General features: G+C 72.3%; 23 protein-coding genes. 12 read left to right on the forward strand and 11 right to left on the reverse strand.

The genetic code is table 11. The annotated features are described in order from the left end of the window. Positions 1-36 precede the first annotated feature (36 nt). On the forward strand, positions 37-1164 hold the full coding sequence (locus HD594_RS15590) for a serine hydrolase domain-containing protein (RefSeq protein ID WP_184751845.1): 1128 nt from the start codon (positions 37-39) through the stop codon (positions 1162-1164). A 9-nt stretch (positions 1165-1173) separates the two neighbouring features. Here HD594_RS15590 and HD594_RS15595 read toward each other — a convergent pair whose 3' ends face one another. Then, the gene (locus tag HD594_RS15595) at positions 1174-1950 is read right to left on the reverse strand and encodes a hypothetical protein (RefSeq protein WP_184751847.1); all 777 of its coding nucleotides are present in this window, start codon (positions 1948-1950) and stop codon (positions 1174-1176) included. Between the two features lie 104 nt (positions 1951-2054). Continuing rightward, entirely contained in the window at positions 2055-2633 is a 579-nt protein-coding gene (locus HD594_RS15600) for a MarR family winged helix-turn-helix transcriptional regulator (protein WP_184751849.1), read from the reverse strand. Positions 2634-2750: 117 nt separating this feature from the next. Here HD594_RS15600 and HD594_RS15605 point away from each other — a divergent pair, with 117 nt between their 5' ends. The 4 genes from HD594_RS15605 (at position 2751) to HD594_RS15620 (ending at position 6388) form a co-directional block, all read left to right on the forward strand. Further along, positions 2751-3329: an NADPH-dependent F420 reductase gene (locus HD594_RS15605; RefSeq protein ID WP_184751852.1), complete on the forward strand. Its 579-nt coding sequence runs from the start codon at positions 2751-2753 to the stop codon at positions 3327-3329. 109 nt (positions 3330-3438) lie between these two features. Continuing rightward, positions 3439-4527, forward strand: a complete 1089-nt coding sequence (locus tag HD594_RS15610; protein ID WP_184751854.1) for an SLAC1 family transporter — start codon at positions 3439-3441, stop codon at positions 4525-4527. A gap of 51 nt (positions 4528-4578) precedes the next feature. Further along, positions 4579-4980 carry a nitroreductase family deazaflavin-dependent oxidoreductase gene (locus tag HD594_RS15615; RefSeq protein WP_184751856.1) on the forward strand — a complete coding sequence of 134 codons (402 nt, stop codon included), beginning with the start codon at positions 4579-4581 and terminating at the stop codon, positions 4978-4980. A gap of 70 nt (positions 4981-5050) precedes the next feature. After that, positions 5051-6388, forward strand: coding sequence for a cytochrome P450 (locus tag HD594_RS15620; RefSeq protein WP_184751858.1), 1338 nt, complete (start codon positions 5051-5053; stop codon positions 6386-6388). Between the two features lie 18 nt (positions 6389-6406). On the opposite strand, the gene HD594_RS15625 is transcribed toward HD594_RS15620, so the two are convergent. Then, positions 6407-7669, reverse strand: coding sequence for an MFS transporter (locus HD594_RS15625; RefSeq protein ID WP_184751860.1), 1263 nt, complete (start codon positions 7667-7669; stop codon positions 6407-6409). Positions 7670-7774: 105 nt separating this feature from the next. Between HD594_RS15625 and HD594_RS15630 the strand changes: the two genes are divergently transcribed. Together HD594_RS15630 and HD594_RS15635 are read left to right on the forward strand one after the other, a co-directional pair. Further along, complete coding sequence (locus tag HD594_RS15630) at positions 7775-8188, forward strand: VOC family protein (RefSeq protein ID WP_184751862.1); 414 nt, start codon at positions 7775-7777, stop codon at positions 8186-8188. Between the two features lie 95 nt (positions 8189-8283). Beyond that, the gene (locus HD594_RS15635; protein ID WP_184751864.1) at positions 8284-9126 is read left to right on the forward strand and encodes an alpha/beta fold hydrolase; all 843 of its coding nucleotides are present in this window, start codon (positions 8284-8286) and stop codon (positions 9124-9126) included. A gap of 76 nt (positions 9127-9202) precedes the next feature. On the opposite strand, the gene HD594_RS15640 is transcribed toward HD594_RS15635, so the two are convergent. The 3 genes from HD594_RS15640 to HD594_RS15650 all read right to left on the reverse strand — a co-directional run bounded on the left by HD594_RS15640 (position 9203) and on the right by HD594_RS15650 (position 11806). Next, complete coding sequence (locus tag HD594_RS15640) at positions 9203-9796, reverse strand: DoxX family protein (RefSeq protein ID WP_184751865.1); 594 nt, start codon at positions 9794-9796, stop codon at positions 9203-9205. Between the two features lie 166 nt (positions 9797-9962). Further along, positions 9963-10364, reverse strand: a complete 402-nt coding sequence (locus tag HD594_RS15645; RefSeq protein ID WP_184751867.1) for a (deoxy)nucleoside triphosphate pyrophosphohydrolase — start codon at positions 10362-10364, stop codon at positions 9963-9965. Continuing rightward, a complete protein-coding gene (locus HD594_RS15650; RefSeq protein ID WP_184751869.1) occupies positions 10361-11806 on the reverse strand; it encodes an amidase in 1446 nt (481 codons plus the stop codon). Before HD594_RS15650 ends, HD594_RS15645 begins: the two co-directional genes overlap by 4 nt. 166 nt (positions 11807-11972) lie before the next feature. On the opposite strand from HD594_RS15650, the gene HD594_RS15655 reads away from it, so the two are divergent. Then, complete coding sequence (locus HD594_RS15655; RefSeq protein WP_184751871.1) at positions 11973-13142, forward strand: amidohydrolase; 1170 nt, start codon at positions 11973-11975, stop codon at positions 13140-13142. After that, positions 13139-14425 (forward strand): type I glutamate--ammonia ligase, encoded by a 1287-nt coding sequence (locus tag HD594_RS15660; RefSeq protein WP_184751873.1) that lies wholly within the window; start codon positions 13139-13141, stop codon positions 14423-14425. The genes HD594_RS15655 and HD594_RS15660 overlap by 4 nt, the downstream gene beginning before the upstream one ends. 18 nt (positions 14426-14443) lie before the next feature. On the opposite strand, the gene HD594_RS15665 is transcribed toward HD594_RS15660, so the two are convergent. Beyond that, positions 14444-15418 carry an NAD(P)-dependent alcohol dehydrogenase gene (locus HD594_RS15665; RefSeq protein ID WP_184751875.1) on the reverse strand — a complete coding sequence of 325 codons (975 nt, stop codon included), beginning with the start codon at positions 15416-15418 and terminating at the stop codon, positions 14444-14446. An 88-nt stretch (positions 15419-15506) separates the two neighbouring features. Here HD594_RS15665 and HD594_RS15670 point away from each other — a divergent pair, with 88 nt between their 5' ends. The 3 genes from HD594_RS15670 (at position 15507) to HD594_RS15680 (ending at position 17270) form a co-directional block, all read left to right on the forward strand. After that, positions 15507-16142 (forward strand): TetR/AcrR family transcriptional regulator, encoded by a 636-nt coding sequence (locus tag HD594_RS15670; protein WP_184751877.1) that lies wholly within the window; start codon positions 15507-15509, stop codon positions 16140-16142. A gap of 108 nt (positions 16143-16250) precedes the next feature. Next, positions 16251-16820, forward strand: coding sequence for a Dps family protein (locus HD594_RS15675; protein ID WP_184751879.1), 570 nt, complete (start codon positions 16251-16253; stop codon positions 16818-16820). A gap of 90 nt (positions 16821-16910) precedes the next feature. Further along, positions 16911-17270, forward strand: coding sequence for a hypothetical protein (locus tag HD594_RS15680; RefSeq protein WP_184751881.1), 360 nt, complete (start codon positions 16911-16913; stop codon positions 17268-17270). 33 nt (positions 17271-17303) lie between these two features. Here the strand turns inward: HD594_RS15680 and HD594_RS17880 are convergent, their stop codons facing one another. The 4 genes from HD594_RS17880 to moaA all read right to left on the reverse strand — a co-directional run bounded on the left by HD594_RS17880 (position 17304) and on the right by moaA (position 22983). After that, entirely contained in the window at positions 17304-19454 is a 2151-nt protein-coding gene (locus HD594_RS17880) for a serine hydrolase (protein WP_184751883.1), read from the reverse strand. 65 nt (positions 19455-19519) lie between these two features. Beyond that, positions 19520-20383 (reverse strand): formate dehydrogenase accessory sulfurtransferase FdhD, encoded by an 864-nt coding sequence (fdhD, locus tag HD594_RS15690; protein ID WP_184751885.1) that lies wholly within the window; start codon positions 20381-20383, stop codon positions 19520-19522. A gap of 33 nt (positions 20384-20416) precedes the next feature. Continuing rightward, a complete protein-coding gene (locus tag HD594_RS15695; protein WP_184751887.1) occupies positions 20417-21877 on the reverse strand; it encodes an MFS transporter in 1461 nt (486 codons plus the stop codon). A 47-nt stretch (positions 21878-21924) separates the two neighbouring features. Beyond that, entirely contained in the window at positions 21925-22983 is a 1059-nt protein-coding gene (moaA, locus tag HD594_RS15700) for a GTP 3',8-cyclase MoaA (protein WP_373877176.1), read from the reverse strand. Positions 22984-23195 lie beyond the last annotated feature (212 nt).

Raw genomic sequence — 23195 nt, forward strand, 5'->3', positions numbered from 1 at the left:
TATACCCCTTAGATATATCTCAAGGGAGTATCAATCATGAACCGACACGCCGCCATCGCCGACATCCGCCCCTCGATCGCCGACCCGGACCGCACCGCGACCGCGCTCGAGAAGATCGCAGCCCGCGCCGCGCGCGCCCGTCGCGATCTGCCCCCGCAGCAGATCCTCGTCCGCGCCCCCGGCCTCGAGTTCGCCGCGGGCGACCGCGCGCAGCGGTTCCACGCCGCGAGCGTCGGCAAGATGATGACCGCCACCCTCGCGTTCCAGCTCGCCGAGCGCGGTGCCCTCGACCTCGACGCACCGCTCCCCTCGCTCCTCCCGTCCGCGGACCTCTCGGGCCTGTTCGCACGGGACGGCCGGGATGCGGCATCCGAGGTCACGGCGCGGCACCTGCTCACCCACACCAGCGGCGCCGCCGACTACTTCGAGGACCCGACCGACACGGGGACCACGTTCGACGGGACGCTCGCTGAGAACCTCGAGCGGTCGTACACCCCCGAGGACCTGGTCGCCTTCTCGCGCGAGCACCAGCAGCCCGTCGGCGCTCCCGGCGAGCGCTTCTCGTACTCCGACACCGGCTTCATCCTGCTCGGACGCGTCATCGAGGAGGCCGGCGGCGCGACGCTCGGCGCACAGCTCCACGAGCGCGTCTTCGCCCCCGCCGGGATGGCCGACTCGTGCCTCATGTTCCACACGATGCCCGGCGGGTCCCCCTCGGTTGCCGAGCCCGGCGCGGCCCTGGACATCGCGCCGCTGGTCGTCCACGGCGTCGACATCAGCCGCGCACCGGTGCTCAGCAGCGACTGGGCGGGCGGCGGCGTGGTGTCGACCGTCGACGACCTCGCCCGCTTCGCCGACGCGTGGCACGGCGGAGAGCTCGTGAGCGCGGACTCGCGGGCACGGATGTCGCACCCGCAGAACCGCTTCCGCCGCGGCATCCACTACGGCGCCGGCGTCATGCAGCTGCGCTACAGCGAGTTCTTCCCGCTGCTGCGCGGCCTGCCGAACACCGTCGGGCACCTCGGCGTGACCGGGGCGCACCTGTTCAGCGACCCCGAGCGCGACATCACGATCGTGCTGAACGCCCACTCGACGCGCGAGATGAACCGCAGCTTCCAGCTGCACATCCGCCTGCTGCAGACGGTGCTGCGCGGCCTGCGCTGACCGCGGCGGTCACAGCATCCAGGGCTCGATGTCGTCGAGCGACGCCATCCACTCACGGGGCGGGTCGGCGATGACCGGCGGCGGGGTCCGCTCGCGGCGGACCCGCCTCACGAACCAGTCCGCCGCGAGGCCACGCGCGCCGGGGCGACCCACCCGCACGCGCGTCAGCTCGCGCGCCCGCGGCCCGGTCGGGATGTCGCGAGGCAGCTCCGCCGCCGCGACGAGCCAGTCCGGCATCGCGAGCAGGCGCAGCACGTCGCGCAGCCGCTCGGACTCGAACACGCTCCACGGGTACTGGAATCGCTCGCCGAGCAGCTCGGTCAGCGGTGCGATCGCCTCGGGGCGCCCCGCCACCTGTCCGAACGCACCCGCGGCGCCGATCCCGACCGGCTCGGCGAGGATGTCCGTGTCGGCGTCCGGCTCGCGCGACGGATCGCTGCAGAACCTGCCGACCTCGGCACCGAGACTCCACGCGACGATGCCCAGCTGGCGATCCTGGCGAACGCGGAACGCGAAGACGGGGCCGGCCACGCGCGCCGCCAGCTCCTCGCCGACCTCGATGATCCCGCGGCGCCGGCTGGCGACGACGCCGGCGCCGGGCGTGCCCAGCACGATGAGCCACCCGTCGCGCGGCGGCACGACCCAGCCGGTGAAGCGGATCGCCCGTAGCGCCTCCTCGACCTCGGGCACGGCATCCGCCCCTCCCGCGAGCGCAACGGCGCCGTAGGAGTATCCGCTGGGCCCCCCGACCGAACCGGAGAAGCCCCCCATGGGAGGTATCGCCATGGCACGATTGTGCCGCACCTGCGGGGCCCCGGCGCGGGGCGTTGGACCCATGGGCACGCAAGGCGACGCGGATGCCGCCGCGACGGCGCCGCGCGCCGCGGGTCTCAGACGCGCTCGGCGACCGGTGCCGGGTCGGCGGCGCACTCCTCGGCGGGCGCCGGGTCGGCCGCGCACGCGCCGTCCGGGACGGGGTCGGCCGCGCACGCCGCGGCGCCGCTGACGGTCACGGCGAGGCGCCGATCGGGGTCGAGCTTGGCGAGGATCGCGTACGACAGCGATGCGAGCTGATCCACCCCGTCGTCATCGAGCCCGTCGAGGATCATGCGGCGGACGGCGTCGGCGTACAGCGGCCGCGACTCCTCGTACGCGGTCTCGCCCTCGTCGGTCAGCACGGCGTTGGTGGCGCGACCGTCCTCGGCGCACGGCATCCGCGCCACGAGCTTCTTGCGCTCGAGGCCCGTCACCACGCGCGAGAGGCGGGCCAGGGTGGCGTTGGTGCGCGACGCGAGCGCGCTCAGGCGCAGGCGATGCCCGTCCGCCTCGTGCAGCGCCTCGAGCAGGGTGAACTCGAAGGACGTCAGGCCCGCCGGGGCCAGCTCCTTGTCGAGCGCGGTGGGCAGCAGCTCGAGCAGCGCGTGCAGGCGCGCGATCGCCACGCGCTCGTCGTACTGGAGATCCGCCATGCCCTCCATCCTAGCCGATGGTTGCATCTACAACAATCACGCGCTATCGTGTTGGTTGTACCTACAAGCAACACCGCGCGATCCGCTCCCGGACCGCCCGATCACAAGGAGAACCTCGTGGCACACATCACGATCATCGGCACCGGCAACATGGCGAACGCGATCGGCGGCCTGTTCGCCGACGGCGGCAGCAGCGTCACCTACATCGCCCGCGAGGCCGTCGGCACCGCGGCCGTCGAGGGCGACATCGTCGTCCTCGCCGTCCCCTACCCCGCCGTCGACGGCATCCTCGCCGCGTACGAGGGCCAGCTCGCCGGCAAGACCGTCGTCGACATCACCAACCCGCTGAACTTCGAGACCTTCGACGAGCTCGTGGTGCCCGCCGGCAGCTCGGCCGCCGCGCTCATCCAGCACAAGCTCCCCGCCAGCCACGTCGTGAAGGCCTTCAACACCAACTTCGCCGCGACCCTCGCCTCGAAGAAGGTCGGCGACCTCGACACCACGGTGCTCCTCGCCGGCGACGACGCGAACGCCAAGGCGCAGCTCGCCGCCGCGATCGAGGCCGGCGGCGTGTCCGCGATCGACGCGGGCGCACTCAGCCGCGCGCACGAGCTCGAGGCCCTCGGCTTCCTGCAGCTGACCGCCGCGGTCGGTGAGAAGCTGCCGTGGACCGGCGGCTTCGCCGTCGCGCGCTGACACCCGCGCCGACACTCCTCCCGGACCCCCGGTCGGGCGATCGCACATCGCCGGACCGGGGGTCTTTCGTCCCCCGAGGGTGGATACCCCCTGGGGTACCCTCGAACCCATGAGCGCGCCCGCCGAGACGACATCCCCCGACCGCACCCCGAGCCGCATCGAGACCCTGCATCCGGCGTGGGGCGCGACCCTCATGAGCCTGAGCGGGGCCGCGCTCATCACACTGCGCGACCCGCTCGCCGGGACCGGCGCCGACGAGGTGCTGGGGCTGGCGATCCTCGGCATCGCGGCGGTCGTCGGCATCCTGCTCACCGTCGCGGGGCTCGCACGCATGATCGCGTACCCGTCGGCGTTCCGCGGGGATCTCGCCCACCCCGGCATGGGCGCCATGATCGCGTCGTGGCCGGCGGGCCTGCAGATCCTCGCCCTCGCGATCCTCCAGGCCGGTGTCGTCGGGGCCCTGCCGGCGGACGCCGCGCTCATCGCCGGCATGTCGGTCTTCGTGCCGGGCCTGATCGGCACACTCGCGGCGGGATATGCGTTCTACACGCGCATCATCGGGCTGGCAGAGGTCCCCCACGCGGCCGTCTCGGGGCAGTGGTTCATCCCGGTGGTCCCGCTCGTGCTGACCCCGAGCATCCTGTACCGCGCGATCGTCCTGGACATGGGCGGCGACCCCGTGCTGTGGGCGTTCCTCGCGGTGCTCGGGTGGGGCATCGGCTTCACCCTCTTCCTGCTGCTGGCGTCGATCGTGGGCAGCCGACTGCTGGTCGCGCCTCCCCCGGCCGCGCACCAGGCGCCCGCGTGGTGGGCATGGCTCGCGCCGCTCGGCGCGGGCGGCATGGGCCTGATCGCGACGACGCACATGGTGACGGATGCCGGCATTCTCGCCGACATCGAGGGCATGACGGCCCTGATCGTCACGGCGATGTGGGGCTTCTCGGTGTGGTGGCTGCTGCTGGCGGTGCGCGTCATCGCGAAGGAATGGGGCAGGCTCAGCTTCCACCCCGGCTGGTGGGGCTTCGGATTCCCCACGGCCGCATTCGTCGGGCTCACCGGCGAGATCGCCCACGTGTGGGGCTTCGAATGGCTGTCCGCGGCCATGCCGGTGCTGTGGATCGTGGTGCTCGCGGTCGTGACCTGGCTGACGGTCCTCACGATCGGGGCGATGCGCAGCGGAGCGGCGTGGGAGAGGTGAGCCGCCCTCGCCTCCCCGCGAGGTCGTAGCGTTGTCCCGAGAGGGGGCGCCGTGTCGGATTTCAACGAGAAGGTCATCGACGAGTTCCGCGCGAACGCGGGGCGCGTGCAGGGGTTCGGACGCGCGCTGGTGCTGTTGCACCACGTCGGCGCCCGCAGTGGCACGACGCGCACATCGCCCGTCATGGCGATCAGCCCCGATGACGACACGTGGCTGATCGCGGCTTCGATGGGCGGTGCGCCGACGCATCCTGCCTGGTTCCACAACCTCCGCGCGCACCCCGACGTCTCCATCGAGACCCCTGAGGGAACCGTGGACGTGCACGCCGAGGTCCTCGGCCCCGAGGAGCGCGATGCCGCCTGGCCGCTGTTCACGCAGCGCAGCGACGGCTTCCGGACGTACCAGGAGCGCACGGAGCGCACGATCCCGATCGTGCGGCTGACGCGACGATGACGACCCGGGTAGCCTGACGCGAACGGAAGGACCGGACTGAGGCGTCCGGCTACGAGGCAAGGGAGCCGCCATGCGAGCAACCCGCGTTCCCGCGCGGCGATTCATCGGCATGGTGCGTCGCGACGGCTTTCTCGATGCGACGGGTGACCTGTGGCGTGCACACGGGGATGCCTTCGACGTGCGGATCGGCTCGCAGCGGCTCATGTTCCTGATGCACCCGGACGCCGTCACGCAGGTGAACATGACTGCGCGCGACAGCTTCACCAAGGGCAAGAGCTACGACGGCGTCCGGGCCTTCTTGATCGGCGAGGGACTCGTCGGCAGCACGGGCGACCTCTGGAAGAGACAGCGCAAACTCATGGCACCGTTCTTCACGCCTCGGGGCGTGCGGGCCTACTCCGAGATCATGCTTCAGGACGCGATTCGCCTCTCCGAGCGATGGGATGCCCTGGCCGACTCCGACGGCGGCGTGGACATGTCCGACGAGATGACACTCGTCACCGCGTCGATCATCCTCACGTCGATGTTCAGCACGGCGACGACGGACTCGATCGTCGAGATCAAGGACGCGGTCGCCGAGATGATCCGGTTCTCCGGCGACACGGTGAAGGTCATCCGGGTGCCGCTGCCCGTCCCGACACCGCGGAATCGTCGATACCTCGCTGCTCGGGCCCTGGTGCACGGAACGATCGCCGACGTGATCGCGACGCGCCGCAGCATCGACGAAGCGGACTGGCCCGATGATCTGCTCTCGCGACTCATGCTCGCGCGCGACCCGGCCACGGGCGAACCGATGAGCGAGACGCTTCTGCGCGATGAATCGATCACGACGTTCTTCGCCGGACATGAGACGACAGCCCGCACGCTGACATTCGCGTGGTACGCACTGGCAGCGAATCCCGAGGCACGCGCACGCCTGCACGCCGAGCTGGACGCGGTGCTCGGCGGTCGCCCCCCGACCGCCGACGACCTCCACGATCTGCCCTACACGCTCCAGGTGGTCAAGGAGGTGCTGCGCCTGTTCCCGGCAGCGCCGTTCTATGCGCGCGACGCGATCTCGGATGCAGAGGTCGCCGGCATCACCGTGCCGGAACGGACGACGGTGATGCTCTCGCCGTACTGGACTCATCGACATCCCGAATTCTGGGACCATCCTGATCGATTCGATCCGGATCGGTGGGGTGGTCGGCAAGAGGCCGACATGCACAGCCACCAGTACCACCCATTCGCGGCAGGACCGAGGATATGCATCGGCAACAGCTTCTCGCTGCTCGAATCGCATCTGCTGCTCGCTGTCCTCGCCCAGCGATTCTCGCCCCGCCTCGCCGAGGGAGCCCGGCCGCGGTGGCACATGCACGGCACGCTGAGCTTCGAATCAGGACTTCCGATGCGCATCGAACGCCGCTGACACGAGCGCGGACACGGCTCAGCGTCGCGCGCCGGCCTCGGTGCGGCGATGCGTCCGCATCAGCACGACGGCGACCGCGAGGATCGCGACGGCGAGCATCTGCAGCAGGATCGTGATGGCGACCAGCCACGGGATCGAGATGTCGTAGAGCCATCCGGCGAGCGCACCGCCGATCGCGGCGGCGACGCCCGCGATCGCGCCGAACACGCCGTAGGCGGTGCCGCGACGGCGGGAGTCGACCACGTCGGCGACGACCGCGCGCATCGTCGACTCCTGCACGCCGAGCGCGGCGCCCCACAGGAGCGCGCCGACGATGAAGGCGGCTGTCTCGTACGAGAACGCCAGCGCCGGCACGATCGCCGCGATCACGGGCAGCAGCACCAGCACGCCCGCGCCGACCCGGTCGTAGAGCCACCCGACGCCGAGCGCCACGAGGGCGTCGACCACCATGACCGCCGCGTACAGCACGGGGATCCACGGCGTCGCGACGACGCCCCACTGCACGGCGTGGAACGACACCAGACCGAAGGTCGCGAAGCCCGCGAGCGTCACGGCCACGAAGATCGCGTACGCCCAGAACACCGCGGGCAGACGCGTCACGGGAGTCTGCCCGCGCGCGACCTCCACATGGTGCGCCTCTTCGAACTGCGCCGGCTGCGGCGCGCGCGCCCGCAGCCACAGCAGGAGGACGATGACGGCGATCCCGGGGATCGCCAGCACCGCCAGGCTCGGGCCGTAGTCGCCGCCGGTCAGCGCCAGCATGCCGGCCACGGCGAGCGGGCCCAGCACGGCGCCGAACTGGTCGATCGCCTCGTGCACGGCGAAGCCGCGCCCGCGGCCGATCCGCGACGTCGCGAACGACAGCATGGCGTCCTTGGCCGGCGAGCGGACCGCCTTGCCGACGCGCTCGGCGATGATGAGCGCCGCCGCGACCCACAGCACCGAGGCGTATCCGAGCAGCGGGACGCTGATGATCGTGATCGCGTAGCCGGTGATCGCCCACGCCCAGAACCGCCGCGTGCGATCGGTGAGCGGGCCAGACACGAACCGCAGCAGCAGCGCCGCGGACTCCCCGATGCCCGTCACGACGCCGACTACGACGGCGCTCGCGCCGACGGCGGCGAGGATCGGCCCGGTGACCGCCCGTGCGCCTTCGTACACGACATCGGCGAGCAGGCTCACGACGCCGAACGTGACGATGAACCGCCAGGGCGAGATCAGCGGGCGTCGCCGAGGCGCGTCGACCTCGGGCCGCGCGTGATCGCCGGGCGAGACGTTCATCGGGCGTTCCCCTCTCCACCTGCGGCCAGGCTACGCCCACGGCCGCCGGCCCCGCGTCACGCATCCACAGGTGACGACGTCGGCAGCCCTCCGTACACTCCGAGCATGGAGATCCAGTTCGTCGCGGGCTTCGGGCCCATCACGCGCGGCACGCCCGACGAGGCGCTCGGCTTCTGGTCGCACTCGTTCGGGATCGGGTTCGAGGAGCTCGCCCCGGGCTACTTCCACTCGCACGATCTCGGGGGAACGAAGGCGTTCGCCCTGTGGCCCCTCTCGCAGGCCGCCGAGGCGACCTTCGGCACGTCGCAGTGGCCCGCGGACCATCCCGTCCCGCAGGCGTGGATCGAGTTCGAGGTCGCATCGCCGGATGCCGTCGGCGACGGCGTCGACGAGCTCCGCGCGCAAGGGCACGACATCCTCGTCGACGCGCACGAGGAACCGTGGGGGCAGACGGCGGCGCGCCTGCAGAGCCCCGAGGGACTGCTCGTCGGGCTCTCGTACCTGCCCTCGTACCACTGACCGGCGCCCTCGACCGGGCCGCCCCTGGCGGCACGCGGGACCATCGGCCCGGCCCCTCGGCGGCGTCGCGCTGTACCGTGGCGGCGGGAGGAGCCATGGGCACCGACGCGAAGAAGCTCTCCGACACGATCCGAACCGGCCGGTTCTCGACCGGCCTCTCGTACGACGCCATGGGCGACGGCGACACCACCGTGCTGTTCCTGCCCGGCGGGCCGGGCGTCGTGCGCAGGATCTGGAAGAAGGTCACCAAGGGCCTGCTGCGCCCGCTCGCGGAGGGAGGCTGCAGCGTGTGGCGGCTGGGCAGACGCCGCGACATGCCGACCGGCTACACGATCGCCGACATGGCCGACGACGTCGCGGCCGTGATCGAGCAGGACTTCGACGGACACGTCGACGCCGTCGTGTCGGTGTCGCTCGGCGGACTCATCGCGCTGGAGCTCGCGGCGCGGCATCCGGACGCCGTCGGCTGCGTCGTGCTCATCGGATCCGCCGCGCGGCCGTCACCGGCCGCGGCCGAGGCCGTGCAGCGGTACGGCGCGGCCCTCGCCGCGGGAAGATTCGCCGACGCCGCCGCGATCATGCTCGAGGACTTCCTCCCCGGGGACGACCTGGTGTTCCTCCGCCGCCGCCTCGGCCGCGTCTACAGCCGCGAGCTCGCCGCATCCGGCAACAACCGCCCCGACGTGCTCGTCGAGGCCGACGCCGTCGCCGGGTTCGACGCCCGGCCCGACCTGCCGCGGATCACCGCGCCGGTCCTGATCATCGCCGGCGACGACGATCACGAGTTCCCCCTCGATGTCGTCGAGGACACCGCGCGGCGCATTCCCGACAGCTGGCTCATCCGGTACTCGAGCCACGACCACAGCGGCATCATCTTCGACCGGCGCAACGTCGGCAACATCCTCGCCTTCGTCTCGTCGTCGACGGCGGAAGCCTGACTCGCCCACCGAGCCCGCGCCGCTGCCCGCACAGCCTTCGCCGCGCACGGAAGCGGCGCGGGGCGGCTGATCGCGCTCAGATCAGCCAGCGGAGCTTCTGCACGAAGGGCAGCTTCTTCCACCAGGCGCCCAGACCCCACGTGTCACCGGCGGCCAGCACGGCGATGGCGATCGCGGCGAGGGCGTAGATGATGTGGTAGTCCACGAGCGGGTTCGTCGAGCCGGCGTTCGCGGCGAAGGGCCACTCGGCGAAGTACATCAGCAGCATCATCGCGGTGGTCGCGACGGCCGCCACGCGCAGCCCGATGCCGAGCATGAGCGCCACGCCGATGCCGAGGAGGCCCAGCATGAAGAGTGCGTCCACGAGCGGGTTCGCGAGGGCCTGGAAGAAGGGCTGCAGCGGTCCGACGACGGCGTTGTTGAGGAAGCCCTGGGCCGGCGTCCCGCCGTTGATCCAGGCGCGCTCGACGGGGGTCGAGAACCCGAGTCCGAACGTCTTGTCGAGGAACGCCCAGAGGAAGATGAAGCCGGTCGAAAGGCGCAGCACCGCGAGAGCGCGGCGGCCGGCGACGGTGGTGACGATGTCGCGCTCGAGCGCGACAGGCTTCGCCGCGGCGGCGGCACGGTCGGTCGCGACGGCGCCGGTCGAGGGGACAGCGTGCGTGGTCATGGGGGGATCTCCTTTGCCATGGGAGGCCGTGCTTGCGCCGGGTGGGCATCGGCTCGGTCTCGGTGTTCGCTTGTGGTCTGACCACACAAGAATCCGCCACGATCGATGCATCCGCATAGGACCTTCGTCCCATGCGCGTTCAGGAACCTCTCAGGCTCCCGCGCCGTCACTCCGGCGCACTCCCGGTGAGCAGGCGGACCGCCGGGAGGTCGGGCGTCGCCCAGTCCATCCCGGCCAGCGACGCCGGCTCGAGCCAGACGAGACGATCGTGGTCGGTGCTGGCGACCGGCCCCGCACCCTCGAGCTCGGCGCGGAAGCACGTCAGGCGGATCACGCGGTCGCCCGCATCCGTCTCATCCGTCGTGAGGTGGCCGGTGATGCGGATGCCGACGCCGAGCTCCTCCTCGATCTCGCGGACGAGCGCCTCCTCGGGATCTTCGCCCGCCTCGACCTTGCCGCCGGGGAACTCCCACCGCCCGCCGGCTGTCTTCTCGGGCCGGCGCCGGCAGGCGAGGATCCAGCCGTCCCGTTCGATGACCGCGGCGACGACGACCAGCGGCTGGGTCATGAGCCCTCCTTCGCCGACGGCGGTGCCGGGACACCGCACACCGCCTCGATCGCGCGTGCGGCCTCGAGGGCGATCCGGTCACCCTGCGGCGGACCGATCACCTGGACGCCGGTCGGCATCCCCGACGCGTCGAGGCCGGCCGGGACGGCGACCGCCGGCAGGCCGAGGGCGTTGACGGCCACCGTGAGGCGCAGATCGCGCCACGCCATCGTCGCCGCGTCGCCGCCGCTGGTGCGATCGCCCACGCCGCGACCGGCCAGGTCGTAGTCCGGCGGGCCGATGCGCGACGCCGACACCGGACCCAGGATCAGGGGGACGTCGCGCTGCAGCCGGCGCCACGCCGCACCGATGACGGCACGGCGCGCCCACGCGTCGGCGTACTCGTGCGCCGATTCGTACGGCACTGCCGCCGCCGTGCTGTCGCGCAGGAACCGCGACGCCGAGCGTCCGAGCGGCAGCGGCAGCACATCCGGGCCGAGGCTGAACAGCATGTCGGTGCACGCCAGGCGCCGCCACAGCACGATGGTCTCCTCCAGGTGCGGCAGGTCGACGTCGACGAGCTCCCAACCGTCGTCCATCAGCGCCCGGGCGGCGCGCTCGACGGATGCCGCGACCTCGGGGTCGACGCCCCAGCCGAGCGGATCGGCGACGACACCCACGCGCCGTGGCACCAGCACCGGATCGGTGAGCGCGGCAGAGACCGGGTCGTCGGCATCCGGGCCCTCGAGGACGTCGAGGGCGAGCGCGAGATCGTCGACGGAGCGCGCGAGCGGCCCGTTCACCGAAAACTGCTGCAGTGTCAGAGCGACCGGCACCTCGCGCACCGCGGCCCGCGGCACGCGCCCGAACGAGGGCCGCAGTCCGCAGATCCCCACCGCGGAGGCGGGGATGCGCACCGACCCGCCGAAGTCGTTGCCGAGCCCGAGCGTGGACATGCCCGTCGCGACGGCCACGGCGTCGCCGCCGCTGGAGCCTCCCGCGCTGCGTTCGGGATCCCACGGGTTCAGCGTGCGCCCGAACATGTCGTTGTCGGTGTCCCACCGCATGCCGAAATCGGGCATGTTGCCGCGCCCGATCGGGATGGCGCCCGCGTCGCGCAGGCGCCGCACGACGACGGCATCCGTCGCCGGCACGGCGTCTTCGGCGCCGTGCCACGCGTTCGTGGTCGCCGACCACGTGAGGTCGATGTTCTCCTTGACCGTGAACGGCACGCCCGCGAGAGGCCCGGCGTCACGCCCCGCGGCCAGGTCGTGGTCGAGGGATGCCGCTTCGGCGCGCGCCCGGTCGGCGAACGCGACCGTGACGGCGCCCAGGCGCGGATTGAGGTCCTCGAGACGGGCCAGGTGCGCCTCGACCACCTCGCGCGCGGACACGGCTCGCGACGCGACGACCGCGGCGATACGCCGCGCGGTCGGCAGACCCGGCGCCGGCTCGTTCTGCATCCGCACCCCCTGTCGATCAAACCACGCCGCGCCGCCGCCCCACGAGGGGCTTCGAACGTCGGGCGAGAGCGGATGCCGCGAGCTGCGGCGACCGGAGGCCACGACGCACCGGCCGCCGGACGTGCGGGGCTTCCCCGGGCCGCGGGCGGCGGCTAGCGTCGGGTCCATGCAGCGGCCCGCGGGAGCCTCGTCGGCCCGCGACGCCCTGCGGCGCGCGGCCTCGGGCATCGCGCTGATCGACCACCACGCGCACAGCGTGCTGCGGACAGGTCCCGACCGCGCCGGTTTCGAAGACGCGATGACCGAGGCGCACGAGCGTCCGCCGGCGCCGGCGACGGCCTTCGACAGCCAGCTCGGGTTCGCCCTGCGCCGCCACTGCGCGCCCGTGCTGGGTCTCGAGCCCTTCGCGCCGGCCCAGGCGTACCTCGCGCGCCGGGCCGAGCTCGGGGCCGCCGAGGCGACGCGTCGGCTCCTGGCGGCATCCGGCATCGGGCTCGTGCTCCTCGATCACGGCTACGCCGCCGAGCGGCTGCTCACGCCGGCCGAGTTCACGACGGTGACGGGCGTGCCCACCCGTCCCGTCGTGCGCCTCGAGGCCGTCGCCGAGGAGGCGTTCGAGGCTTCCCGCGACGCGCACGAGCTGGTGCGCGCGATCGACGCGCGACTGGAGGCGGCGAGCGCGACCGCGACCGCCTGGAAGACGATCGCCGCCTACCGCACCGGCCTCGCCCTCGACCCCGCACCGCCCGGCGACGGAGAGGTCCGGGCGGCGGCCGCGGACTGGATCGCGACCGGCGACCGGCGGCTGCGGCATCCGGTGCTCGTCCGCCATCTGATCTGGTGGGCCCTCTCGCGCGGCGGCGCGCTGCAGGTGCACACGGGATTCGGCGACCCCGACCTGCTCCTCGCCGACGCGAACCCGCTGCACCTGCAGCCGCTCATCGCCCGCGCCACCTCGACCGGCTCCCGCATCGCCCTGCTGCACTGCCATCCGTTCGAACGCGAAGCGGCGTTCCTGTGCCACGCGTTCGGGCACGTCGTCATGGACGTCGGGCTGGCCGTGCCGCACCTCGGCGCCCAGGCGCCGGGCAGCATCCGGCAGGCGCTCGGCCTGGCACCGCTGCACGCGGTGCTGTTCTCGACCGACGCGTGGGGCCTGCCCGAGCTGTACCTGCTCGGCTCGAGGCTGTGGCGCGACGCGATCGTCGACGTGCTCGGCGCGCACGTCGAGGCGGGCGAATGGACGCTCGACGACGCGGTGCGCGTCATCGGGATGATCGGCCGAGGCAACGCCGAGCGCACCTACGGACTCTCCACGGAAGGCGAACGACCATGACCGAACCCGCCCCCGTCGAACCGCTCGTGTTCGGCTCGATCGTCGACCCCGGCGGCGTCACGCGCGCCAAGGCGGTGCCCGCCGACCGGCTCGACGAGTTCGCCCGCGTCGGCATGGGCGCCTCCCCCAGCTGGAACGTGTTCTGCGTCGACGACCAGCTGGCCTTCACCGACCGTTTCAACGTCGCGGGAGACCTGCGGCTGCGCATCGACCCCGAAGCGCTGCGCAGCCTCGGCGACGGCGTGCAGTGGGCCCCGGCGACGATCCACACGCAGGACGGCGCGACCTCGCCGGCGTGCACGCGGTCCGCACTCGAGCGGACGGTGGACCGGCTCGCCGCCGACGGCATCACGGCGCGCATCGGGCACGAGCTGGAATTCACGCTGTTCGAGGGAGTCCCGGTGCCGCAGTGGTCGGCGTACGGACTCGGCGCGGCGCTGGATCAGCGGGAGTTCCTGCAGAGCGTGCTCGCGCGCGCGTGGATCGCCGACCTCGGGATCGCACAGGTGCACGCCGAGTTCGGCGCGAACCAGTTCGAGATCTCGCTTCCGGCGCTGCCCCCGGTCGAGGCGGCGGACGCTCTCGTGCTGGCGCGCACCGTCATCTCGCAGGCCGCGCGCGAGCATTCGATGGCGGCGTCGTTCTCGCCGCTGCCCGCCGAGGGCGGCGCGGGCAACGGCGCGCACCTGCACCTGTCGCTGACGACCGGGGACGCGCCGGTGTTCGAGGGAGGCGACCGCGAGCACGGGCTGACGGATGCCGGAGCCGCGGCGATCGGCGGGATCCTGGCCGCGCTCCCCGACCTGATGGGCGCGCTCGCGTCGTCGGCGCTGTCGGCGACGCGCATGCAGCCGGGCATGTGGTCGGGAGCGTGGTGCTGCTGGGGAACGGAGAACCGCGAGGCCGCTGTGCGGCTCATCGAGGGCGGCCCGGGGGCCGCGGGCGGAGCGAACGTCGAGGTGAAGTGCATGGACGCGTCGGCGAACCCGTACGCCGCCACCGCGGTGCTGCTCGAGGCCGCACGCGCCGGCATCCGCGACGGAGCAGCCCTCCCGCCGGAGGTGACGGTCAACCCGGCTTCAGCGGACCCCGCGCCCGCGCTCCTGCCGACCGACGGCCCCGATCAGCTCGTGCGGCTCGCGCGGTCGCCGATCGCCGGGACGGCCCTCGGCGCGTGGATCGTCGAGGCGGTCGGCGCCGTGCGCTCGCTCGAGCACGCGACGTACGCGGACACGCCGCTCGCCGAGACCGCCGAGCGGCTGCGGTACGCCTGGACGAACTGACCCCCGCGGCCGGCGCCGTCAGCCGGCCGGACGGACCACGAGCTTGCCGGCGACGTGCCCGGCCTCGAGCAGACCCAGCGCCTCGAGAGCCTGGCCGAGGTCGAACGTCTGCTGCACGGCGGGCGCGAGCGAGCCGTCGGAGAGCCACCCGGCGAGCGCGGTCAGGTCGTCGGCGCGCACCTTCGCCATCATCCGCCGGTGATCCACGCCGCGCACGCGGGCGGCGACCGCGCGCCGCATCGTCGCCGCGAGCGGCCCGAGGAGGCGCCCGCCGCCCACCGCGCCGACCAGCACGACCCGCCCGCCGGGGGCGAGCAGCGCCGTGAGCGCCGAGACGGATGCCGTCCCCACTGTGTCGAGGACGACGTCGTAGGGACCTGCGGGGGTCGCGCCCGCCGTGTAGTCGAAGACCTCGTCCGCACCGAGTCCTCGCACCAGCTCGACATTGCGCCCCGAGCACACCGCGTCGACGCGGCTCGCACCGAGGATGCGCGCGAGCTGCACCGCGAGATGGCCGACGCCGCCCGACGCGCCCCACACCAGCACGCGCTCGCCCGCCGCGAGCCCCGCCGTCTCGCGCAGCGCCTGCAGCGCGGTCATGCCGGCCATCGCCACGGCGGCTCCTGCGTCGAACGACACCCCGTCGGGGAGGGTTGCGACCGATGCCGGGCCGGCCAGGGCGTGTTCGGCCAGCGCCCCGCGACCGATCGTGCCGAACACGCGGTCACCGACGGCGACGCCCTCGACCTCGTCGCCGACGGCGTCGACGACGCCGGCGACGTCCGCCCCGACGCCGCGGGGCTCGCGCACGCGCAGCCCGGTCTGCAGGCGCATGATCCAGGGGTCGCCGCGGTACAGGTGCCAGTCGAACGGGTTGAGCGCGGCCGCCTCGACACGGATGCGGATGCGATCGGGGCCCGGCTCCGGCCGGGGCACGTCGCCCAGCACCAGGCCCGCGGCATCCGTGTACCGATCGTGTGTGACGGCCTTCATGACAGCTCCTCGCGATGCAAATGAAACTTACACTGTATGTCTGCGTGGAAGACTATACTTACGCCGTAAGCATGTCAAGGGAGGGGTGATGGCCAGAGCCGGTCTGACACGCGACGGCGTGCTCGCGGCGGCGCTCGCGCTCGCCGACCGCGACGGGCTGAGGTCGCTGTCGATGCGGCGCGTCGCGGCCGAACTCGGCGTCGAGGCGATGTCGCTGTACAACCACGTCCGCAACAAGGCCGATCTGGAGCGCGGCCTCATCGACAGCGTGTGGAGCGAGATCGACCTCGCCCGCGACGAACCGGACTGGCGCGCCGCGCTGCACCGGCTCGCCGGCTCCGCGCATGCGGCGCTGCGGTCGCACCCCTGGTTCTTCTCCCTCCCCCTCGCCGACGCCGGCTCGGCGCGACTCGCCGTCATCGACGCGACGCTCGCGCACCTGGCCGCCGGCGGCGTCCCGGACCACGTGGCGTTCCACGCTCTGCACATCCTCGACGGCCACGTGTACGGCTACACGTGGCAGGCCCTGCAGTTCGCCCCCGTCGACATCCCGACCCGCGTCGACGAGCTCCCCGACGAGATCCGCGCGTATCCGCATCTGTACGCGCACGCTCTCCAGCATCTCGAGGACCGGCCGCCCGGCGACGGATTCACGATCGGGCTCGACCTGATCCTCGACGGGCTGGAACGCTCGACCGCCGCGGCCGCATCCGGCCCCGCGTAGCACTCAGCGCACACCGAGGCAATCCCCCCGCGGCGGTCAGCCTCCGCGCGTATCGTCGGGCCCGCTCGCCGAGACGAGCACACCGTCGACCGACCGGGAGGAGCCCCGATGGCCACCACGACCGCGAAGAAGACCACCTCGACCCCCGCGCGAAACCGCCGCCGCGCCGCCCGCGGCGGCATGGGCGCCGCGCTGACGGGCGAGCAGAACGCCGAGACCGGTTTCTCGGCCTCCGCCGCCCTCAGCGAGAGCATGCAGAAGGTCCTCGTCGATCTGATCGAGCTGTCTCTGCAGGGCAAGCAGGCGCACTGGAACGTCGTGGGACGCAACTTCCGCGACACGCACCTGCAGCTCGACGAGATCATCGACGCCGCCCGCGAATTCGGCGACAGCGTCGCCGAGCGCATGCGCGCCCTGCATGCCCTGCCCGACGGGCGCAGCGACGTCGTCGCCGAGACCACGACCCTGCCGGAGTTCCCCCAGGGCGAGCTCGACACGAGCGAGGTCGTCGACCTCATGACCGAGCGGCTGGACGCCGTGGCGCACACGTGCCGCGAGGTCCACGACGCCGTCGACGACGAAGACCCCACGAGCGCCGACATCCTCCACGGAATCCTGGAGCGCGTCGAGCAGCTGTCGTGGATGGTGAGCGCGGAGAACCGCACGCCGAAGCGGTGATCCCCGGCGCTCACACGGCGCCGCCCGCGCTCCCCAGCCGCGGGCGGCGCCGCGTCATGTCCGGCCCGTCCACTGGCTAGAGTTGTGGGCATGCCCAACGAGCGCGAAGAGATGTCCGGCGGAATCATCGGCGGCGGGGGAAGCCCGACGCTGTGGGGGTTCCTCGTCGGCCTGATCGTGGCGGCCTTCATCGCCGTCCCCCTGTCGGCCACCGTCGCCTTCGCGACGCACCCGGGCACCCAGCAGCTGTTCGCCGGACGCCTCGAGGACGCGACCACGGGCGGCTACATGGCCTTCTGGTGGGTCGTGTCGATCTTCCTCGTCGCGCTGCCGTTCCTGGTCGGCTGGGGCGTCGCGACGCTGTCGCGCCGCACGATCTCGATCATCGCCGCGATCGTGGCCCTCTTCGTCCTGGCGATCGTGATCCTCGGGCAGCTGTTCGTCTTCTGACCCGCCGAGGCGGGTGCCACGGGCATCCGAGGATCAGCGGTTGCGCAGCGCGCGCGAATCCACCCAGACCACCTGCGACCCGTAGCGGATCTTGTACCAGACCCGACTCGCGGTCGTGACCTCGACGTTCCGGCCGCCCGGCAGGGTGCCGACCACGGCCCCGCCCGGCGACGAGCGCATGGGCGTCGAGCGCGTCGAGCGCATCTGCTGCAGGGGATAGCTGGCCGCGCTCCCGAACGAACCGAAGAAGTGCGTGTACGCCGTGCGCGCGAGCGCGCTGAGCGCGGACTTGGGCACGCCCCCCGTCGCGATGATCGAGATCACGAACGACGTCTGCGGTCCGCGCACGATCGCCGTGTCGCCCTGCAGCAGCCCCGACGAGATCCACAGGGCACCGGGCTTGCTCGCCTGGTACACGCCGGGCGGGATCCCCGAGGCGATACGTGTGCGGAAGATCTGGGAGTGCATGTAGTCCCGGAGGATGCGCGTGTACTTCGGCGAAAGCAGCTCGCCCCGCTCGAGCTTGCGGACGAACGCCGCGAGGTCGTTCGTGGTCGAGCGATTGCCCGCGTAGAGGATCGAGCCGCTCGCGGGCAGGCTGCCGTAGAACGTGTTCGACATGCCCAGGCTCTGGGCGATGCGCGTGAGCCTGGCCGAGCCCAGCCACGCGACGATGTCGTCGTGGCAGTGGTTGTCGGAAGCGTGGATCATCACGCGCAGGCACGTGCGCAGCGTGGTGCTGCGCGGTTTGGTGTTCCACGTCGAGGTGCCGTCCTGGATGCGCTTGAGCGCAGCGTAGGCGGCGACCAGCTTCATCATGCTCGCCGGATCGAGCCGCGTCGAGCCGCGCAGAGCGGTGCGCTCCTGCAGGCGCCCCAGTTCGATCACCGTGAAGGAGAAGGTCCCGTCGTACTTGCTCGCCGTCTGCTTCAGCGCCGACAGGAGCGAGGCCTGGAGCCGCGGCTTCTCGTCGCGGCACGCGGTGTTGTCATCCACGGCGGTGCGCAGCCAGCTGATCTTGCCGACGCCGATCACGCGCGAGCCCTGCGCCTCGATGTGGTCGGAGGTGCGGCTGAACATGCACTGGTACAAGGTGAAGACCATCGGCTGCCCGGTCGCAGCCGACAGCGCGGCTCCGAGTGCGACGTCCCACACGACGTCCGGATTGACGGCGTAGAACGCCTCCGGGGCGTCGGGTGCGAGGCGCGCCAGCTGCAGCGAGAACTCCAGCGGGTCGCTGTGACTGCGCCGCGAGACCGCGAAACCGGCGGCCTCCAGCCCGTCGGCGTAGGCGGAGCTCACCTCGGAGGTGCCGCCGACGACGACGATCGACGTCGCTCCGGTGCGCTGGAGCGCCTCCAGCGTGAGAGAAGCCACGGACGAGCCCTTCCCGTTGACCAGCAGCGCTGCACCCGAGGTCGTTCCCGCAAGAGAGATCGCCAGGGCATGCGACCGCAGATCCGACCCCGACAGGTACACGGTGTCCACCGGCTCGGATCGGGAGTCCAGTGCCAGGCGAGAGGCCTGCGGGCGGGACGAGAACATGATCCGCTCGACGGGGGCGATCGCCGCCAGCGCGTCGATCCCGCCGCGGTCGAAGTCGGCATCCGTGCCGAAGGCCACGATCGTCTTCGGCGCCAGACGCATCAGTTCCGTGCGCACCGTCGATGAGATCCCGTCCGCGCGGACGAACAGCAGCGGCGCGCTGCGATCGGCGGCGAGCGAGGCGGCGAGCACGGGACCGACCGTCGCATCGCCGTTCGCCACGATGACGGTCGTCGCGCCGTCCGGGAACGCCGCGCGCGACGCCAGCACCGCGCGCCCGAAGCGCGAGTTTCCGCCGAGGCGGGGCCCCGTCGGGACGACGGCCGACACGCCCGGCGCGGGCTCTTCGGGCTCCTCGCTGTCGGCCTCGGGCACCTCCGGCGCCGGGGTCGGCGTCGCGGTCGGCGTCGGGGTCGGCGTCGGGGTCGGCGTGGGCGACGGCGTCGCGGTGGCGGTCGGCGTCGGAGTGGGAGTGGGCGTCGGCGAAGCCGTGGCGGTCGGCGTGGGCTGCTCGACGGCGGCCGGGCGCGACTGGCCGGCCGCCCCGTCGACCGGCACGACGACGAGCGCCGCGACCACCGCAGTGGTGATCAGACGCGAGATCGACTCCGCCAGTGAGCGTCGAGGACGTGCTTTCACGGTGTTCCGACCATACCGATCGGCGGCACCGCCCGAGGTGAGGATCGTCTCATCTCGGGGACGCGTCACGTCACGCTCTGCGGCACCGCCACGCGCTCCGCGCCGGTGTAGACGTTCATCGAGTCACCGCGCAGGAATCCGACGAGCGTCAGGTCGGATGCCGCGGCCAGCTCGACCGCGAGCGACGACGGCGCCGACACCGCCGTGAGGATCGGGATGCCGGCCATGACGGCCTTCTGCACCAGCTCGAAGCTCGCGCGCCCAGACACCTGCAGCACCGTGCCCGTCAGCGGCAGGCGGTCCTCGAGCACCGCCCAGCCGACGACCTTGTCGACGGCGTTGTGGCGCCCGACATCCTCGCGCACGACGAGGAGTTCACCGGTAGCCGCGTCGAAGAGGGCCGCGGCGTGCAGGCCCCCGGTCTTCTCGAACACCACCTGCTCCTCGCGGAGCCGGTCGGGGAAGGTCACGAGCATCTCGGCGCCCACGACGGCGGCATCCGTCGACAGATCGAAGCGCGACACCGTCTCGACGGCATCGATCGACGCCTTGCCGCACACGCCGCACGACGACGTCGTGTAGAAGTTGCGCGAGAGCGACGACGCCGGCAGCTCCACGCCCGGCGCGAGGGTGACGTCGAGGACGTTGTAGGTGTTCTCGGTGTTGCCGGCGAGCGGGCCGCCGGTGCCGGGGCCGCCGCAGTGGATCGCCGAGCGGAACTCGCCGGCATGGCCGATGACGCCCTCCGACACGAGGAAGCCGGCGGCGAGCTCGACGTCGTGGCCCGGCGTGCGCATCGTGACGGCGAGCGGCTCGCCGCCGACGCGGATCTCGAGCGGCTCCTCGACCGCGAGCGTGTCGGGGCGCCTGGTCGGCGAGCCGCCGACCGTGATCTTCACGACGGGACGGCGTGCGGTGATGCGGCCCATGGTGAGAGCGTAGTCGCGTTCCCGGGCGCCGGCTCAGGCGCGGCGACGGCGGCCGGTCAGGTCGACCACCGCGATGATGAACGCCAGCGACAGGAAGAGCCCCACGGCCATGAGCCCGTACGCGTAGGCGTCGTGGAAGGCGGTGTACGTGCCGTTCTCCCCCTCCTCGCGGAAGATCGTCGCGTAGAACAGCGACAGGCCGACGGCGGTGCCCACGGCCGTGCCCATGCGCTGGCCGAGCTGTCCCACCGAGCCCGCGGTGCCGCCCTGCCGGACCGGGACGTCGGCCAGCGCCAGCGTCTGGTTGGGCGCGAGGACGAAGCCGCCCCCGGCCCCGCCCAGCATCAGCACGCCCGCCATCACCCACGGAATGGCCTCGGGAGCGAGGAACGTGGCGCTCGCCGCCAGCAGCCCCACCGAGACGAGCATCGCGATCAGTCCCCAGATCACGACCGGCCGCCCGTACGTCGACACGATGTTGCCGCCGATCCACGACGTCACGGCGCTCACCAGGGCGAAGCCGATCGTGACCGCCCCCGCCCACACCGGCTCGAGCCCCACCCCGCCCTGGAGGTAGAGCGTCGTCAGCAGGAACATGGCCGGGAGCGCCGCGAAGTAGACCACCTGCAGCAGCGTGCCGTTGCGGTACGACGCGATGCGGAACAGCCGGAACGGCACGAGGGGGACGCGTCCGCCGCGCTCGTAGCGGCGCTCCCACGCGACGAACGCCGCCGCGAAGAGCACGAACACCGCCAGCAGCCACCAGCGCATCGGATTGTCGTCCGGCGACCCCGTCGTGAACAGGAACGGCCACAGGAAGGCGAGGACGGTGGCGCCGAAGAGGATGACGCCGACGGGGTCGAGGTCGAGGGGCTTCTTCGTCCGCGCCCGCGTGCTGGGGAGCACCCAGATCGCCGCCCCGATCGCGATCAGTCCCAGGGGGACGTTCATCCAGAACGTCCAGCGCCATCCGTCGGACGGTCCGCCGAGGGCGATGAGCAGACCGCCCAGCGTCGGTCCGATCGCCGTGGCGATGCCGACCGTCGCGCCGAACAGCCCGAACGCGCGCCCCCGCTCGGCGCCGTGGAACAGCTGCTGGATCAGCCCGAGCACCTGGGGCATCTGCAGACCGGCCGCGGCGCCCTGCAGCAGGCGACCGATCATGAGCACGGTGGTCGTCGGCGCGACGGCGCAGAGCAGACTCGTCGCCGTGAACAGGGTCAGGCCGGTGATGAACAGAGCGCGCCGCGACCGCTGGTCGCCGAGTCTGCCGGCCGGCACCAGGACGAGCCCGAAGGTGAGGACGTAGCCCGAGACGATGAGCTGGAGCTCCGTGGAGCCCGACCCCAGCGCCGCCTCGATCGAGGGCAGTGCGACGTTGACCTTCGACAGGTCGAGGATCGTGATGGCGGCCACCCCGACCCCGACCCAGTACGCCCGCCAGCGCTGGAACGGCGTGAGCGGGATGGACCCGGTGGGAGGAGAAGGCGGCATCGGGTCAACTCTGCCGTGAAATCCGGATTCCGGGGTCGATCCTTCCGTCAGCCGCCAATCGCATTCATGCCGCGGGCCGGCTGGAGGAACGACGGATCGTTGATGGCGTGCCCCGGGAGCTTGCCGCGCACGCACGCGCGCAGCATCCGATCCACGTCCGCGTCGCCGTGGCCGGTTCGCAGGACCGGCAGCAGGTCGTACTCGGTCGTGGAGAACAGGCAGTTGCGCAGCTGCCCGTCCGCGGTGAGCCGCAGCCGGTCGCAGTCGCCGCAGAACGGTGCGGTCACGGACGCGATGACGCCGACCGTGTGGGGTCCGCCGTCGATGCTCCAGCGCTCGGCGGGCGCTCCCCCGCGCCCGGGCACGGCGGTGAGGTCCCACCGCTCCGACAGCGCGTGCAGGATCTCGTCGCGCGTGACCATGCTCGACCGGTCCCACGTGTGCCCGGCGTCCAGCGGCATCTGCTCGATGAAGCGCAGCTGCGCGCCGTGCCCGATGGCGAACTCGACGAGCTCGACGAGCTCGTCGTCGTTGACGCCGCGCATCGCGACGGCGTTGAGCTTGAGGGGGCGAAGACCGGATGCCGCGGCCGCGGCGATGCCGTCGAGCACGTCGTCGAGGCGGTCGCGGCGCGTCAGCTCGCGGAACCGGTCGCGGCGGAGCGTGTCGATGGAGATGTTGAGGCGCTGCAGCCCCGCGTCGATGAGACCGGGGAGGAACTCCGGAAGGCGGATGCCGTTGGTGGTCATGGCGATCTCGACCGGGGCGCCGTCGGGCCCGCTGATCCGCGCGAGGCGCCGGACCACGTCGACGATGTCGGCGCGCAGCAGCGGCTCGCCGCCGGTGAGGCGGAACGTGGTGATGCCGGCGGATGCCGCCACGCGGGCCACCTCGACGATCTCGTCGAGCGTGAGGATGCTGCTGCGCGCGAGCCACTCGTTGCCCTGCTCGGGCATGCAGTAGGTGCAGCGCAGCGAGCAGCGGTCGGTGAGCGAGATCCGCAGGTCGCGGTGCACGCGCCCGTGCGTGTCGACGAGCGCTCCCCCGACCTCGTCGCGGGCGACGTCCGGGGGACGCACGCCGATCATCACCGGGACGGCGGTCACGATGCCGCCTCCCGGCGCATGCCGTACTGGTGCGCCATCCTCCGAGGCTACCGGCCGCGGATCGGCCCGGCGCCGGCGTCGACCTTACGTTGCGGAGAACTCCGGCGCGGCCCTAGCACGCCGCGATGGGACCTAGGTCCCGGGAAATGGGTGGTGAGCGTTCGAACCACCTGCGATTCTGGGAACCACCTGGGAGCACGACCCCTGCGCCC

Origin of the sequence: Microbacterium thalassium (assembly GCF_014208045.1) — a bacterium.
Taxonomy (GTDB): domain Bacteria; phylum Actinomycetota; class Actinomycetes; order Actinomycetales; family Microbacteriaceae; genus Microbacterium; species Microbacterium thalassium.